The organism is Rhizobium sp. WYCCWR10014 (genome assembly GCF_001657485.1).
Taxonomy (GTDB): domain Bacteria; phylum Pseudomonadota; class Alphaproteobacteria; order Rhizobiales; family Rhizobiaceae; genus Rhizobium.
Genome location: NZ_LXFU01000049.1, coordinates 164,086 through 178,820 on the forward strand (window position 1 = coordinate 164,086; position 14,735 = coordinate 178,820).

Genomic DNA, 14,735 nt, shown 5'->3' on the forward strand with positions numbered 1-14,735 from the left:
CCGTTCAAAGGGTAGCGGTGGAAGCCTTGTAACGCACGAGACTTGCGCGAATTTGACCGATATCAGATTTTTCGGCGTGCGGCAGCCAGCCCCATCCGCAGCTGGCGGCGCCATTGCGGCGGCTGCAGCGGCCGGTCGAGCAGCAAGGCGCCGCGTTTCTGCGCCTTGACGAGCACCGGTTCGGCAAGCGTCGCCGGCAGGAAGGCTGGAAAGACGGCCGGCGCAATCGGCCCCGCCGCCCTCGCCTTTGCCAGATGTTCGCGACCGAGGCCGGCGAAGGCCTCGATGGCGGCAGAGATGCGCGGCCTGTCTTCGCCGGCAAGGAAGGCATCGCGGTCGAGACCGGTGGCGGAAAGGATCTGCAGCGGAATATAGATCTGGCCGCGGCGGCGATGCAGCGGCATCAGCAGCAACAGCCCGGCGACCGCCTGGGCGACGCCGGCATGGCCGGCGGCGTCGGCCGAGCGTGCGGCTTCCTCCGGCGAAAGCACCAGGCTTGCGAGCTGAATCAGTGCGGATGCCGTTTCGCCGGCATAGCCTTCAAGCGAAAGACGTGTCTCCATCGGATCGTCATAGAGATCGAAGGTCCGGGCCTCGATCATGTCGATCAGCGTCTTGCGCGGCAAGCGATGCGTATCGATGGCGATCAGAAGGGCTGCGGCGACGGGATTGGCCGCCGTCGAGCCGTGTGCGCTGCCTTCCAGAAGATCGTGCCAATATTGCAGCCGCACCTCACCGGGCAAGGGCTCGTGGACGAGATCGCGGATGCGGGCAAGCTCGGCATTGAAGGCGTAAAGAGCTGCGAGCGCGCCGCGCTTTTCCTCCGGCGAGAGCAGACAGGCGAGATAGCGGTCGCGATCGCTGTCACGCAGCATCGCCAGGCAGATGTCCTGGTTGGTCGCAGTATGCGCTTCAGTCATCGTCAGACCGCAATCAACGCCGCTGCGACGGCGCGTTGCTCGGCGAGCATGATGTTGAAGGTGCGCACTGCAGCCCCGGTGCTCATCGGATCTGAGGAGATGCCGCGCGACTTCAGCGCCAGCCTCAATTCCTCGGGCAGACGGCGAAGCTCGGTTCCGGTGCCGACGAGCAGAACCTCGATATCGGCGGCCTCATCCAGCACCCGGCGAAAATTTTCAGGCGACAGCGGCTTCGACATGTCCATGTCCCAGCCATGAATGCCGGAGGGCAGGCAAAGGATCGAGCCGCGATGCGACATGTCGGCAAAACGAAAGCCGCCATTGCCGTATGCATCGATCGGAGCGCGCCCGGGGAAATGCGCGGCGCGGATTTCTATGCCTTTTGCCATGTTTTCAAACCACCGTGCCGGATTTTACGTCAGCATCCGTCTTGTTGCTCTCTTCCCTGTCGGGAGCATCCGGCCGCAGCCGGAAGACGATCAAGACAGGAGCAGCGATATAAATCGAAGAGAAGGTGCCGAGAGCGACGCCGAAGAGCATCGCAAAGGTGAAGGTACGGATGACTTCCCCGCCGAAGAGAAAGAGCGCCAGCAAGGCGATCAGCGTCGTCGCCGCGGTCAGAACGGTGCGCGACAGCGTCTGATTGATCGAAGCATCGATCAGGATCGGCAGCGGCATCTTCTTGTATCGCTTGAGATTTTCGCGCATTCGGTCGTAGACCACGACCGTATCGTTCAGGGAGTAACCGACGACGGTCAGCACGGCGGCGACGCTCGTCAGGTTGAACTCGATGCCGGTGAGGACGAAGAGGCCGAGCATGATGATGACATCGTGCAGCGTTGCGACGATGGCGCCGACCGCGAACTGCCATTCGAAGCGGATCCAGATGTAGATGAGGATCGCCGCCAATGCTGCAAGCACGCCGAGCGTCGCCATCATCGTCAATTCGCCCGAGATGGCAGGGCCGACGACCTCGACGCGGCGAAAATCATAATCTTCCTGGAGCTCGCCGCGCACCAGCGTCGCCGCCGACTGCTCGGCATTCTCGCCGCCGCGCTGGGAAGCGATGCGGATCCGCGCGTTCGCCGGCCCGCCGGTGCGCTCGACACTGACATCGCCGAGGTTGAGATCATTGAGACGCGAGTGGAGATCGGCGATGTCGGCATTGCCCTGCTTGGCCGTTACCTCGATAAGCGAGCCGCCGGTGAAATCAATGCCGAGATGCAGGCCGACGCTGGCAAACGCGGCCATGGCGATCAGCGAGATGACCGCCGACGCCGTAAAGACATAACGGCGGATCCCCATGAAGCGGATATTGGCGTGTTCGAAAAGATGCGTCAGCACGCTCTTCGGCAGATGCCGGGGATGGCGCCTTCTCAACCAGACGGCAACGATCGAGCGCGTCAGCGTGAATGCCGTGAAAACGGTCGTCAGGATGCCGACTGCCAGCGTTACCGCGAAACCGCGGATGGATTCGCTGCCGAGGAAGAAGAGGATGATGGCGGCGATGAAGATCGTCACATTGGCATCGACGATCGTTGCGAATGCGCGCGAGAAACCGCGGCCGACGGCCTCCGCAAAGGAATGGGCGGTTTTTTCCTCTTCGCGGATTCGCTCATAGATCAGAACGTTCGAGTCGACCGCCATGCCGACGATCAGCACGATACCGGCAATCCCCGGCAAGGTGAGCGTCGCACCGATAAGGCCGAGCACTGCGACGATGAGGATGAGGTTGAGGAAGAGCGATACGACAGCGATGATGCCGAGGATGCGATAGAGCGCGATCATCAGTGCCGCGACCAATACGACGGCGACGAGGCCGGCAACGAGGCCGTTGAAGATGGAATCGGCGCCGAATCTCGGGCTGATGCTGCGTTCCTCAACGCTGGTCAGCGTCGCCGGCAAGGCGCCGGCCCGCAGCATGATCGCAAGGTCGCGGACGCCATCCTCCGAGAAGTTTGCCGAAATCCTGCCCTCGCCGCCGGTGATCGCCGCATCGATGACCGGTGACGACATCACCTGGTCGTCGAAGACGATGGCAAGATGCTTGCCGATATTCTGCCCCGTCGCCTGCGCCAGCCGCTGCGTGCCTTCCGCATCGAGACGATAGGCAATCGAGGTATCCTGCGTCTGTTGATCGACGACAGGCTCGATATCGACCATGTTGCTGCCGGTGATGAAAGCCGTGCGGTCGACGAGGTACGGTACCGGCGGATCATCAAGCGAATACAGCACCTGCGATGTCGCGGGCCAGCGGCCGTTCAGCGCCTCCTGCCCCGACATGCTTTCGTTGATCAGATGAAAGGAAAGCTTGGCCGGCTGGTTGAGGACGTTCTTCAGCCGCTCCGCATCGACCGATCCCAGCACCTGCAGGACGATCCGGTCGGCGCCATCGGGCCGAACCACGAAATTATCATAGCCCAATCCGGCGATGCGGCGGCCAACGATATCGAGCGAGCGGGTCCGGGCGGAAGCGACGTCAGCGGTAATGCCGGCGTCGGAAATCCGCAGCGAGAGCTGCCCCTGGTCGCCCTGCTGCAGCGCGACCTCAGGTCCCGAATGTCCGCCAGCCGTTGTCAAAGGCTTCAGGAGATCGACCGCCGCCTGTGTCTGGGCCGGATCGGTGATGCGGACGGTGACGGTCTGGTCATTGCCGGTCAGCCCGGTATAGCGGATGCCGGCGCCGCGCAGCGCGTTGCGCACATTGGCGACCACCTCTTCCAGGCGGTCCCTGACGATATCGGAACGCTCGACCTTCAGAACGATATGCGAACCGCCCTGCAGGTCGAGACCAAGCACGACGCGGTCGTGACGCAGCCAGTGCGGCAGGGAAGATCGCTGCGCCTCGGTCAGCAGATTGGGCGCAGCGATGACGATGGCCGCGAACGCGACCAGCCAAATCAGAAGTGTTTTCCAGCGGGAAAAATGCAACATTCTCTCGACGATCTTCCGATCCGGCGGTCCTGCGGTTATCGCTTGTTACGCCGCGTCGGCCTTGACCGGTTCACCCTTGACGCGAATTTCGGAGATGCCGCTGCGGACAATGCGCACGCGCACGCCGTCAGCAATCTCGACTTCGACTTCCTTTTCGTCGATTACTTTGGTGACCTTGCCGACGAGGCCGCCACCGGTGACGACCTGGTCGCCGCGACGGATCGCCTTCAGGGTTTCCTCACGCTTTTTTGCCTGTGCGCGCTGCGGACGGATCAGCAGGAAGTACCAGACGACCATCAGCGGCACGAACAGGATGATCATTTCGAAACCGGAGCCGCCGAATCCCGTTGCGGTATCGGTCGCGCTCTGGGCGAATGCCGGGGTGATGAACATGCTAAACTCCTCAGGCTTGGGCGGCGGAACTCCGCCTCTCTTTTCAGGTTGCCGGACTATAGTTACGGCTTCGATGAATGCAACAGAAACAGCCGGAAACAGTACCGATTCCGCTGCCTCATAACCTTTCCGCCGTCAAAACGCCATGCTAAAGCGCGTCGCATCGAACTTGATTGATGTGACGCGCTTTAGCTCTTTTGTTTTCAAGCATGTCGTTATCCCGGAACCGCTCCACACTTCCGGGCGCCATGCATTAGCGGCATCGAAATCAAGGCGGATTGCCGCAGTGAGAAATCAGGAGGCCAGCGATGACCGAGGAAATCAACACAGCCCTGCTTGCCGAGCTGAAACGGCTCGCAGACGCCGTCGAGCGTCTTGCCGGACCGGCTCCCGCCCTCAACGACTGGGATGCTGCCGACTGTTTCGTCTGGGCGCCATTGCGCCAGCATCTGCAGCCGGTCAAGAGGCCGAACCGGGTGGCGTTGACGCTCATCCGCGGCGTCGATCACGTGCGCGACATCCTGCACGAGAATACGGTGCGTTTCGCCGACGGGTATGCCGCCAACAATGTGCTGCTCTGGGGCGCGCGCGGCATGGGCAAATCCTCACTGGTCAAGGCCGTGCACGAGGATGTCCGGCGCGAAAACAGCGCCTCGCTGAAACTGGTCGAAGTCCATCGTGAAGATATCGCCAGCCTTCCCAATCTGCTCGACCTCTTGAAGGACACGCCGTACCGCGTGATCGTCTTTTGCGACGACCTCTCCTTCGATCACGACGATACCGCCTACAAGTCGCTGAAGGCGGCACTCGACGGCGGCGTCGAAGGGCGGCCGGACAATGTGCTCTTCTACGCCACCTCCAACCGGCGCCATCTCCTGCCGCGCCACATGATGGAAAACGAGCAGTCGACGGCGATCAATCCGTCGGAGGCAGTCGAGGAGAAGGTTTCGCTTTCCGACCGCTTCGGCCTCTGGCTCGGCTTCCACAAATGCAGCCAGGAGGATTATCTCGGCATGATCGACGGCTATGCCGATCACTTCAAGCTCGGGCTCGAACGCGACAAGATGCATGCCGAAGCGCTGGAATGGGCAACGACGCGCGGCGCACGCTCCGGCCGCGTCGCCTGGCAGTATATTCAGGACCTGGCCGGACGCATGCGGGTTCACATCGACCGGGCATAAAATGACAAAAGCCCGGCTGGTGGCCGGGCTTTTGCGTTTCCTGGCACGCTGTACCTATTCCAGGAAAGTCATCGGGTTTACTGGGGACGCATCCTTGCGCACCTCGAAATGGACCTGCGGCTGCTTGACGTCGCCGCTCATGCCGGAGACGGCGACGGTCTGGCCACGCTGGATCTTCTGGCCGCGGGCGACGCTCAGCGTATCGGCGTTGCCGTAGACGGTAACGGTGCCGTCGTCGTGACGGACGAGAACCGTGTTGCCGAGTTCTTTCAGCCCGTTGCCGGCATAGATGACGACGCCGTTTTCGGCAGCCTTGATCGGGGTGCCCTGCGGCACCGAAATGTCGATGCCGTCATTGCGGTTGCCGTTGACGTTGGCGCCGTATGAAGCAATGACCTGGCCGCGCACCGGCCAGCGGTATTTGCCGATGCCGGTCGATTCCGGCGCGGCGGAGCTGACGTCCGACTTCTTCTCGACATCGTCGACGGTCTGAGTGGCGGCCGGCGCCTTATAGGGTGCTGGCTGAACGGAAGCCGTCTGCTGGGCAGCCGCCGGCTGGGTCGGCTTCGGATCGACCTTCTCGGCCGGGATCGAGGCGGTCTTGATATTGTCGGCGGTGCCGTTCGGGATCTTCAGAGCCTGACCGATGCGAAGCGAGCTGGCCGAAAGATTGTTGGCGGCCTTGAGGTCGTCGACATTGCTACCCGTCGCCTTGGCAATCTTTGCCAGGGAATCGCCTTGCTTGACGACATAGGTGCCGGCAGGCGCCTTCGGATCCTTGCCGGCGCCAGCGGGAAGTTTGCCGGTGACATCGCCACTCGCCATCGTCTTGTCGCGGGCGGAATTGGCGCCCGGAACGACGGCGACGTTCTGCTCAGGCGCCTTCGGCGCCGGCATTTTGCCGGGCTTGGAAAGGTCAGCCGCCTGCGATGCCGCCTTGGCGGCATTGCCGCCGTTGAAGGTCGGGATCAGGATCGCCTGGCCGGGCTGAGCGGCAGATGCCGTCTTCAGAGCATTGACGCGCAAGATTTCCTTTTCCGGCACGCCGAAACGCCTGGAGAGCGTGGCGATGCTTTCACCCGGACGCAGCGTCACCGACGGAGCGTTGGTCGCGGACCAGCCTGAAACCTTCGGTGTCGCGCCGGTCGTCAGCGTATCGGGCGTCACCTTGGGTGCCGCCGGCGCCACCAATCGGGGCTTTTCGGCCCGCGGCGCAGTTGGGAAAGGCTGAGCGAGCGCGACTTCCTTTTCCCGCTGCCTGGACGGAGCAACGGCCGCCGGCGCGGCCAGCTCTGAACGCTGCACCGAGACCGGCGCGGAAGCGAGACGTGCGCTCGAGCTCGACGTACGGGTCGGATCGTAACCCTGACGGGCGGGATAAGGCTGGTTCAGCGCGTCATTGCCGCCGCCATAGCCCGACTGGCTGGCAACGGCCGAACTGCTAAGATCGGCGCGCGGCACCGGATCGCCCTGAGAACCGTTCATATTCCTGCGCGGAATGGAACTGGTGGTGATTTGGTCCTGCCCGGAGGAGGAAAACAAGCCGCCAAACCGTGTCACATCGGAACTGCAGCCCGTTGCGGCACTTGCCAGCAGGCTAACAACCAGAAGATTACCGGCCGACTTCCCGAACTTTGGCGAAAGACTGAAACGCATGACTCGACCCACTGAGAACGCAACCATTTGTGAGTCTATTAAAACGCGTTAGTATTACCACGCAGTTAAGATGCTGGAATCAGTGCGATTTTTTTGAGAAGTTGATAACCATAGCTTACGGGTGAAAAATCGCAGTGTGCTGAGCATGATGCCGAAAAGTCTCAGCGGTTCTCGGACGAGATCATGCGCGCGCTTTTCTGATGGTCAGATTTCAGGCCGGACCGGCCTGAATCATCCATGTCTACAGCAGCGAGGCGAGGCGCGGAACGATCGGCAGATAGGGTGCTTCGAACAGTTCCTCGCGTTCGAAACGGCTGCCGGTTTTCGTCAGCCGCACCATCCGACACTCGTTCTCGGAAATCATCAGCGGCGCGATCATCGAACCGCCGGAAACGAGCTGGTCGGTATAAAAGCGCGGCATCGCGTTGAACGCCGCCGTCACCAGGATGCGGTCGAAGGTGCCCTCACCCTGCATGCCGGCGCTGCCATCGGCCTGGCGGATGACGACGCTGCGCAGACCAAGCGATTCCATGCGCCGCTGCGCAGCTGATGTCAGCGTCTTGTAGCGGTCGATGGACAGAACACGCTCGGCCAGGCGGCCCATCACCGCGGCGGTAAAGCCGCTTCCAGTGCCGATCTCCAGGACGCGCTGGCCGGGCTTGAGCTTCAGGTGATGCAGGATGCGGACGGCAAAATCGATGCCTTCGAGGAAGGAACCACATTCGATCGGGATCGTCCGGCTCGAATAGGCGTCGTCGGCGAATTGCGGCGGCACGAACAACGAACGCTGCGTCTGCTCGACCGCCGTCAGCAGATCGAGGTCCGAGATGCCTTCGGCACGCAATCTGAGGACGAGCGCCGCAAAGCCCTCCTTCTCCGCCAGTCTTGCCGTCAAACTTGTGCTCCGTATCCCAAGGCCCGCGCCACGCGGTCCGTCACGGAATAATCGGTCAGATCCAGTTTCAAAGGCGTTACCGAAATCTTATTATGCTTCAGGGCGTGAATATCGGTGCCTTCGACGAAGGCGCCGGCGCGCTCGCCAAACTTCAGCCAGTAGTAAGGAAAGCCCCGGCCGTCGGAGCGGGCATCGACCTGCAGATTGAAGGCAAGCTTGCCCTGCATCGTCACCTCCGCGCCGTCGACCTCGTCGGGACGGCAGTTCGGGAAGTTGAGATTGAGGAACGTGCCCTCCGGCAGGTCCAGGACCATCAGCTTTTCCAGCAGAGCCGGCGCATGCGTCTCGCAGACCTCCCAGGGCACGATGCGCGCGCCGTCCTCATAGAGATAGGCCTGGCTCAGCGCGAAGGAGCGCACGCCCTGCATCGTGCCCTCGATGGCGCCGGCGATCGTGCCGGAATAGGTCACGTCGTCGGCGACGTTCGAGCCTGAATTGACGCCTGACAGGACGAGGTCCGGCTTGATGTCCATCACCTGCCTGATGCCCATGATGACGCAATCGGTCGGCGTGCCACGCAGGGCGAAATGCTTGTCGGAAATCTTGCGCAGCCGCAAGGGTTCGGAAAGGCTCAGCGAATGGGCCAAGCCGCTCTGGTCGGTCTCGGGCGCCACGATCCAGACATCGTCGGACAGCGTGCGCGCGATCCGCTCCAGCGCGGCGAGACCTTCGGCGTGAATGCCGTCGTCATTCGTAAGCAGGATGCGCATCGCCTCAAGCCGCCCGTTCGATCTTGGTCAACCCGCCCATATAAGGCAGCAAAACGTCCGGAATCGTGACCGAACCGTCCTCGTTCAGATAATTTTCAAGGACGGCGATCAGGCAGCGGCCGACGGCCGTGCCGGAACCGTTCAGCGTGTGAACAAACCTGTTGCTCTTGTCGTCCTTGCCGCGATAGCGCGCATTCATCCGCCGACCCTGAAAATCGCCGCAGACCGAGCAGGAAGAGATTTCACGGAAGGCATTCTGCCCCGGCAGCCAGACTTCGAGATCATAGGTCTTGCGCGAGCCGAAGCCCATGTCGCCGGTGCAAAGCGTCATGGTGCGGAAATACAGGCCGAGGCGCTTCAGTACTTCCTCGGCGCAGGCGGTCATGCGCTCATGCTCGGCAACGGCGCTCTCGGCATCGGTGATCGAGACGAGCTCGCATTTCCAGAACTGATGCTGGCGCAGCATGCCGCGCGTATCGCGGCCGGCGGAGCCTGCTTCCGAACGGAAGGACGGCGTCAGCGCGGTGAAGCGGAGCGGCAGCTTTTCCTGATCGAGGATTTCCTCGCGCACCAGATTGGTCAGCGTCACTTCGGCCGTCGGAATCAACCAGCGTCCATCAGTCGTCCTGAAGAGATCCTCGGCGAATTTCGGCAGCTGGGCGGTGCCATAGACGGCCTCGTCGCGCACCATCAACGGCGAGCTGACTTCGGTGTAGCCGTGCTCACTGGTGTGGAGATCGATCATGAACTGTCCGAGCGCGCGCTCGAGCCTGGCGAGCGGACCGGTCAGAACCGTGAAGCGCGAGCCGGAGAGCTTGGCGGCGCGCTCGAAATCCATATAGCCGAGCGCTTCGCCGATTTCGAAGTGCTCCTTCGGTGCGTGGTTCCAGCGCGGCTTTTCGCCGACGGTGCGGGTGACGACATTGTCATGCTCGTCCTTGCCGACCGGAACGTCGTCGAAGGGGATGTTCGGGATGCGCGAGAGCGCGTCGTTGAGTTCGGCCGTCAGTTGCCGCTCTTCTTCCTCGATCGCCGGCAGCAGGGTCTTGAGTTCAGACACCTCCGCCTTCAGCTTCTCGGCAAGCTCGCTATTCTTCTGGGCCATCGCCGCGCCAATCTCCTTGGAGGCGAGGTTGCGGCGGGACAGCAGGTCCTGCGCCTTTTGGACGGCGGAGCGGCGCTTTTCATCGAGGGCGACAAGGCTTTGGGCCAGAGGCTCCGCGCCGCGCTTGGCGAGGGCGGCATCGAGCGCTTCGGGATTCTCACGGATCCATTTGATATCGAGCATCGTCGTTCCAGGTCGTTGCAACAGAGGTGGCCCGGCCAAAGCCTGATCGGGCCTCGACCGGATGTCACAGCGCCGCGCGTCTTTTAAGACGCGCAAAGGACTGTAACACTTTGAATTGCTGCATAATTCCCTAAACCGGTTCCGATTTAAGGATTATGCAGTCGACGACGTTCATGAAGGGATTTCCGGGATCGCCGCTCAGACGCTGTCCGTCTTGGCAACGTCTGCGGATCCGGTTTCCTTTTCGACCGCCTGCCGGGCACGCTGGCGCTCCACGAGTCGCGCCGCATAGATGGAAATCTCGTAGAGAAGGATCGTCGGGATCGCAAGGCCGATCTGGGACATCGGGTCCGGCGGCGTCAGGACGGCGGCGACGACAAAGGCGAGGACGATGGCAAACTTGCGCTTTTCGGCGAGCCATTGCGACGTCAGAAGACCGACACGGGCGAGCAGCGTGGTGATGACAGGCAGCTGGAAGACGAGGCCGAAGGAGAAGACCAGCGTCATGATCAGGCTCAGATATTCCGAGACCTTCGGCATCAGCGAAATTGCTATCTCGTCATGACCCGGCGCCTGCTGCATCGACAGGAAGAACCACATGACCATCGGCGTGAAGAAGAAATAGACCAGCGCGCCGCCCATCAGGAACAGGACCGGCGAGGCGATCAGGAACGGCAGGAAAGCCTGACGCTCGTTCTTGTAGAGGCCGGGCGCCACGAACTTGTAGACCTGGGCAGCGATGATCGGGAAAGCGACCACAAGGCCGCCGAACATCGCCACCTTGACCTGGGTGAAGAAGAATTCCTGCGGCGCGGTGTAGATGAGCTGGGCCTTCTCGACGTCGAGATTAGCCCACTGGACCGCTGTCTTGTAGGGGATGACCAGATAATTGAAGAGATGCTTGGCAAAAAAGAAGCATGCGATGAAGGCGACGAAAAACGCGCCGATCGACCACATGAGCCGCGTGCGCAGCTCCATCAGGTGCTCGATCAACGGCTGCGGCTTGTCTTCGATATCACCGCTCATGCCTCGTCCTTCTTTGTCTGCGCAGGCTTCTTCGGCGTTGCAGGCTTCCTGGCTGCCGTCGTGCGTTTCGGTTTTTCCACAGGCACGGCCACGGCAGCCGCAGCATCGACGTTGTCGGCAATCTTGAGGCGCGGCTTGCGCACAGCCTTTGGCCTTGCGGCAACCGTAGCAGCCGGCACAATCGCTGCTGCGACGGGTTCCGACGGCGCAGGTGTCGCCACCAATGGCGGCGTTTCCGGCAGGCTCATCGACGGCGTCGGGGCTGCGACAACATCGGGCGGCACCTCGGTCTTGTTTTCCGTGACGGTGGTCGCCTTCTGCAGGTCGGCCTTGATCTCGTTGCCCATCTGGCGGAGCGGGTTCATCGCCTCGCGCAGGCTGTTGACCGGGTTGAGCTTCTGGGCGTCGCTGATGGTCTGGCGGACATCGTCAAGCTCGGCTTCGCGCAACGCTTCATCGAACTGCGCACGGAAATCACCCGCAACCTTGCGGGCACGCTGCGTCATCTTGCCGAAAGCGCGCAGCATCGGCGGCAAATCCTTGGGACCGACGACCACGATCAGTACGACCGCGATGACCAAAAGCTCGGTCCAGCCAATATCGAACATGCAAGGCTCCTGGACGGGAAGCGCGGGGGCTGCGCTTTTTCCCGGACTTGGTTACTTCGTTTCGTCGGCCTTGTGATCGACGGTCTTTGCCGTGTCCGGCGCGTCTTCGTCCGTCATGCCCTTCTTGAAGCTCTTGATGCCCTTGGCAACGTCGCCCATCAGTTCCGGAATCTTGCCGCGACCGAACAACAACAGCACGATGACCAGAACGATCAGCCAGTGCCACATGCTAAAAGAACCCATTACGCTAACTCCCTGTTTCTATGTTCCCACGATGTAAGGATTTCCGACACCGTTTCCAACATCAAGCCCTTTGGATTGAGCTTAATGTCACGGTATCGCCCTTTGTGACAAGCCGTTGACCCATCGAAAAGTGCTGGCTCCATTGTTTTCGCCATGCATGGCAAAAGCAAGACGCAAGCCCCTCAATCTTCAGGGGTGCCGCGCGGCGCCAACAACCCCAGTTCTTCAAGGTCCATCTGGGTGATCGGGTCTTCGTCCTCGGTCAGCTCATCGTTCATCAACGGCGAGGGAATGTTGAAGTTCGCCGGAATGCGGCCCGACAGCAAGCCCGCTCCCTTCAACTCTTCGAGACCGGGCAGGTCACGGAGCTCTTCGAGACCGAAATGATCGAGGAAATCGCGTGTCGTGCCCAATGTCACCGGCCGGCCCGGTGTGCGCCGGCGGCCACGGAAGCGCACCCAGCCCGCCTCCATCAGCACGTCGAGCGTGCCGCGCGAGGTCTGGACGCCGCGGATATCCTCGATTTCCGCACGCGTCACCGGCTGGTGATAAGCGATGATCGCCAGCACTTCCAGTGCGGCGCGCGAAAGCTTCTTCACCTCATTGTCATCACGGCGGATGACGAAGGACAGGTCTGCGGCAGTACGGAAGGCCCAGGCGCCTTCGACCTGCACGAGATTGACGCCGCGCGGCGCATATTGCTCCTTCAGGCGCAGCATGGTCGCATGTACGTCGGTCTTCTCAGGCAGGCGCTCGGCGAGGAAGCCTTCGGAGACCGGCTGCGAGGAGGCGAAGACCAGCGCTTCGGCGATGCGCTCGGCCTCGATCTCGGCCTGCAGATCGCGGCTCCTGTCTTCGAAATTGCCTTCAAAATCCTCTTCGCCCTTCAGATCGATCAAGCCGGCCGCTCCTGTTCGACTACCTGCAGCGTGGCATGTTTCGGACCGCGACGCATGTATATCGGCTGAAAGGCGCCGTCCTGGCGGATTTCGAGCTTGCCCTCGCGAACCAACTCCAGCGAGGCGGCGAAGGCGCTGGCGATTGCCGTGACGCGCTCTTCGGGCGCTGAGAGATAACGCAGCAGATAATGTTCCATCGCCGTCCAGTCAGCGACCTCGCCGATCATCTTTGTCAACAGCTCGCGGGCATCGGTCAGCGACCAGACGGTGCGCCGCTCGATCGTCACCTGGGTGACGGCATGGCGCTGGCGCAGCGCCGCATAGGCGGTCAGGAGATCATAAAGGCTCGCCGCATAAGCGGACTGCTGGCGGTCGGGAATATGCTCCGGCGCGCCGCGCACGAAGATATCGCGGCCGAGGCGATTGCGGTTGACGAGGCCGTCTGCCGCCTGACGCATGGCTTCGAGGCGTTTCAGGCGGAAGGCGAGCGTTGCTGCCAGCTCCTCGCCGGAAGGGCCGTCATCCTTGGCCTGCTGGGGAATGAGCAGCTTCGACTTGAGATAGGCAAGCCAGGCTGCCATGACGAGGTAATCGGCGGCGAGCTCGATGCGGATACGCCGGGCGCTTTCGATGAACAGCAGATATTGCTCGGCGAGCGCCAGCACCGAAATGCGCGATAGATCGACCTTCTGGTTGCGGGCGAGATAGAGCAACAAGTCCAGCGGACCTTCGAAGCCGGCGACGTCGATCACCAGCGCCGGCTCGTGGCTGGCGCGCTCAGCTCCGTTATCCTGCCACAGCTTATCCATCGGCGTTGCCGCCTGCGGACGTTCCGTGCCCTTGACCGTGCTCACCTAGCTACTCCCTTACGATCAGACCGTCGCAAACATCGCCTCGAATTCCGCCCTCAATTCCGCTTCATCTGAAGTATCCGGCGCCGCGAAGCCTGCTTCCACCGCTTCTGCACGGGCAAGCGATATGCCGGCGAGCGGCGGAACATTTGCCACGACATCTAGCATCTCGTCCATATTGCCGTTGCAATGCAGCACGATATCGCATCCGCCTGCAATGATATTCGCCGCGCGTTCACCAATCGTGCCGGAAAGAGCGTTCATCGAGCTGTCGTCAGAGAGCAGCAGACCGTTAAAGCCGATGTGTTCGCGGATGATGCCGTCGATCACCTTGCGCGAGGTCGTCGCTGGATTGTCCGGGTCGATGGCGGCGAAAACGACGTGACAGGTCATCGCCATCAACTCATCCTTCATCGCGATGAAGGGCGGGAAATCATGGAGCTCCAGCTCATCGCGCGAGACGGTGACGACAGGCAGCTCCAGATGTGAATCGGCAAAGCCGCGACCGTGGCCGGGCATATGCTTCATCACGGGCAACAGGCCGCCGGCCTTCAGCCCCTCGGCAGCCGCTCGACCCATCGCGATGACGGTCTGCGGATCGCCGCCATAGGCGCGGTCGCCGATGACGTTGCTGCTGCCCTCGACCGGCACATCAAGCACCGGCAGGCAATCGACATCGATGCGGAGGCTCGAAAGATCGAAGGCGTGCAGGCGCGACATCAGCCAGGCGGCGCGCAGGCCGAGTGCGCGATCGCGGCGATAGAGATCGCCGAGCGCCTGGCCGGAAGGATAGCGCGCCAGAACGGGTGGGCGGATGCGCTGGACGCGGCCGCCCTCCTGGTCGATCAGCACCGGCGCATGCCAGCCGACGCTGTCGCGCAGTTCGGCGACGAGATCGGCGATCTGCCGTGCTTCGGAGATGTTGCGCCCGAAGAGGATGAAGCCCCAGGGTCGCTCGCCCCGGTAAAAGGCTTTCTCTTCGGATGTGAGGGCAAGGCCACTGCAGCCAAGGATCATCGCTTTTGATTCGGTCATGTCAGAATCTTAGGGCGGAGCCCGGCCAGATGCGAG

The 14,735-nt window shown here is 62.0% G+C and carries 15 protein-coding genes; 1 reads left to right on the forward strand and 14 read right to left on the reverse strand.

Annotated features, from left to right (window positions below):
- Positions 1 to 62 precede the first annotated feature (62 nt).
- The 4 genes from A6U98_RS28505 to yajC are packed head-to-tail and all read right to left on the reverse strand — an operon-like array spanning position 63 to position 4,247.
- Positions 63 to 920: a phytoene/squalene synthase family protein gene (locus A6U98_RS28505; RefSeq protein ID WP_064654294.1), complete on the reverse strand. Its 858-nt coding sequence runs from the start codon at positions 918 to 920 to the stop codon at positions 63 to 65.
- 2 nt (positions 921 to 922) lie between these two features.
- Positions 923 to 1,309: an Mth938-like domain-containing protein gene (locus tag A6U98_RS28510; RefSeq protein WP_003539009.1), complete on the reverse strand. Its 387-nt coding sequence runs from the start codon at positions 1,307 to 1,309 to the stop codon at positions 923 to 925.
- Between the two features lie 4 nt (positions 1,310 to 1,313).
- The gene (gene secDF / locus A6U98_RS28515; protein ID WP_064654295.1) at positions 1,314 to 3,854 is read right to left on the reverse strand and encodes a protein translocase subunit SecDF; all 2,541 of its coding nucleotides are present in this window, start codon (positions 3,852 to 3,854) and stop codon (positions 1,314 to 1,316) included.
- A 45-nt stretch (positions 3,855 to 3,899) separates the two neighbouring features.
- Positions 3,900 to 4,247 carry a preprotein translocase subunit YajC gene (yajC, locus tag A6U98_RS28520; protein ID WP_003539006.1) on the reverse strand — a complete coding sequence of 116 codons (348 nt, stop codon included), beginning with the start codon at positions 4,245 to 4,247 and terminating at the stop codon, positions 3,900 to 3,902.
- A gap of 308 nt (positions 4,248 to 4,555) precedes the next feature.
- On the opposite strand from yajC, the gene A6U98_RS28525 reads away from it, so the two are divergent.
- Positions 4,556 to 5,428, forward strand: coding sequence for an ATP-binding protein (locus A6U98_RS28525; RefSeq protein WP_064654296.1), 873 nt, complete (start codon positions 4,556 to 4,558; stop codon positions 5,426 to 5,428).
- A 54-nt stretch (positions 5,429 to 5,482) separates the two neighbouring features.
- Here A6U98_RS28525 and A6U98_RS28530 read toward each other — a convergent pair whose 3' ends face one another.
- The 10 genes from A6U98_RS28530 to nagZ form a co-directional block, all read right to left on the reverse strand.
- Positions 5,483 to 7,084 (reverse strand): peptidoglycan DD-metalloendopeptidase family protein, encoded by a 1,602-nt coding sequence (locus A6U98_RS28530; protein ID WP_064654297.1) that lies wholly within the window; start codon positions 7,082 to 7,084, stop codon positions 5,483 to 5,485.
- A 241-nt stretch (positions 7,085 to 7,325) separates the two neighbouring features.
- A complete protein-coding gene (locus tag A6U98_RS28535) occupies positions 7,326 to 7,979 on the reverse strand; it encodes a protein-L-isoaspartate(D-aspartate) O-methyltransferase (RefSeq protein ID WP_011651660.1) in 654 nt (217 codons plus the stop codon).
- Entirely contained in the window at positions 7,976 to 8,749 is a 774-nt protein-coding gene (surE, locus tag A6U98_RS28540; protein WP_017991200.1) for a 5'/3'-nucleotidase SurE, read from the reverse strand. The genes A6U98_RS28535 and surE overlap by 4 nt, the downstream gene beginning before the upstream one ends.
- A 4-nt stretch (positions 8,750 to 8,753) precedes the next feature.
- Entirely contained in the window at positions 8,754 to 10,037 is a 1,284-nt protein-coding gene (gene serS, locus A6U98_RS28545) for a serine--tRNA ligase (protein ID WP_064654298.1), read from the reverse strand.
- Between the two features lie 198 nt (positions 10,038 to 10,235).
- The gene (tatC, locus tag A6U98_RS28550) at positions 10,236 to 11,063 is read right to left on the reverse strand and encodes a twin-arginine translocase subunit TatC (RefSeq protein WP_064654299.1); all 828 of its coding nucleotides are present in this window, start codon (positions 11,061 to 11,063) and stop codon (positions 10,236 to 10,238) included.
- Positions 11,060 to 11,671 (reverse strand): Sec-independent protein translocase protein TatB, encoded by a 612-nt coding sequence (gene tatB, locus A6U98_RS28555; RefSeq protein WP_064654300.1) that lies wholly within the window; start codon positions 11,669 to 11,671, stop codon positions 11,060 to 11,062. The genes tatC and tatB overlap by 4 nt, the downstream gene beginning before the upstream one ends.
- 51 nt (positions 11,672 to 11,722) lie before the next feature.
- On the reverse strand, positions 11,723 to 11,914 hold the full coding sequence (locus tag A6U98_RS28560) for a twin-arginine translocase TatA/TatE family subunit (protein ID WP_003538990.1): 192 nt from the start codon (positions 11,912 to 11,914) through the stop codon (positions 11,723 to 11,725).
- Between the two features lie 182 nt (positions 11,915 to 12,096).
- Positions 12,097 to 12,813 carry an SMC-Scp complex subunit ScpB gene (gene scpB, locus A6U98_RS28565; RefSeq protein WP_064654301.1) on the reverse strand — a complete coding sequence of 239 codons (717 nt, stop codon included), beginning with the start codon at positions 12,811 to 12,813 and terminating at the stop codon, positions 12,097 to 12,099.
- Entirely contained in the window at positions 12,810 to 13,667 is an 858-nt protein-coding gene (locus tag A6U98_RS28570; protein ID WP_064654302.1) for a ScpA family protein, read from the reverse strand. The genes scpB and A6U98_RS28570 overlap by 4 nt, the downstream gene beginning before the upstream one ends.
- Positions 13,668 to 13,685: 18 nt before the next feature.
- Positions 13,686 to 14,699 (reverse strand): beta-N-acetylhexosaminidase, encoded by a 1,014-nt coding sequence (gene nagZ, locus A6U98_RS28575; protein WP_064654303.1) that lies wholly within the window; start codon positions 14,697 to 14,699, stop codon positions 13,686 to 13,688.
- Between the last annotated feature and the right edge of the window lie 36 nt (positions 14,700 to 14,735).

What these genes read in the sequence shown, in the direction of transcription:
- yajC (WP_003539006.1), bottom strand. Translation starts at nt 4,247, where the DNA reads ATGTTCATCACCCCGGCATTCGCCCAGAGCGCGACCGATACCGCAACG.
- serS (WP_064654298.1), bottom strand. Translation starts at nt 10,037, where the DNA reads ATGCTCGATATCAAATGGATCCGTGAGAATCCCGAAGCGCTCGATGCC.
- A6U98_RS28510 (WP_003539009.1), bottom strand. Translation starts at nt 1,309, where the DNA reads ATGGCAAAAGGCATAGAAATCCGCGCCGCGCATTTCCCCGGGCGCGCT.
- A6U98_RS28560 (WP_003538990.1), bottom strand. Translation starts at nt 11,914, where the DNA reads ATGGGTTCTTTTAGCATGTGGCACTGGCTGATCGTTCTGGTCATCGTG.
- nagZ (WP_064654303.1), bottom strand. Translation starts at nt 14,699, where the DNA reads ATGACCGAATCAAAAGCGATGATCCTTGGCTGCAGTGGCCTTGCCCTC.
- A6U98_RS28525 (WP_064654296.1), top strand. Translation starts at nt 4,556, where the DNA reads ATGACCGAGGAAATCAACACAGCCCTGCTTGCCGAGCTGAAACGGCTC.
- tatB (WP_064654300.1), bottom strand. Translation starts at nt 11,671, where the DNA reads ATGTTCGATATTGGCTGGACCGAGCTTTTGGTCATCGCGGTCGTACTG.
- secDF (WP_064654295.1), bottom strand. Translation starts at nt 3,854, where the DNA reads ATGTTGCATTTTTCCCGCTGGAAAACACTTCTGATTTGGCTGGTCGCG.
- A6U98_RS28505 (WP_064654294.1), bottom strand. Translation starts at nt 920, where the DNA reads ATGACTGAAGCGCATACTGCGACCAACCAGGACATCTGCCTGGCGATG.
- tatC (WP_064654299.1), bottom strand. Translation starts at nt 11,063, where the DNA reads ATGAGCGGTGATATCGAAGACAAGCCGCAGCCGTTGATCGAGCACCTG.
- surE (WP_017991200.1), bottom strand. Translation starts at nt 8,749, where the DNA reads ATGCGCATCCTGCTTACGAATGACGACGGCATTCACGCCGAAGGTCTC.
- A6U98_RS28530 (WP_064654297.1), bottom strand. Translation starts at nt 7,084, where the DNA reads ATGCGTTTCAGTCTTTCGCCAAAGTTCGGGAAGTCGGCCGGTAATCTT.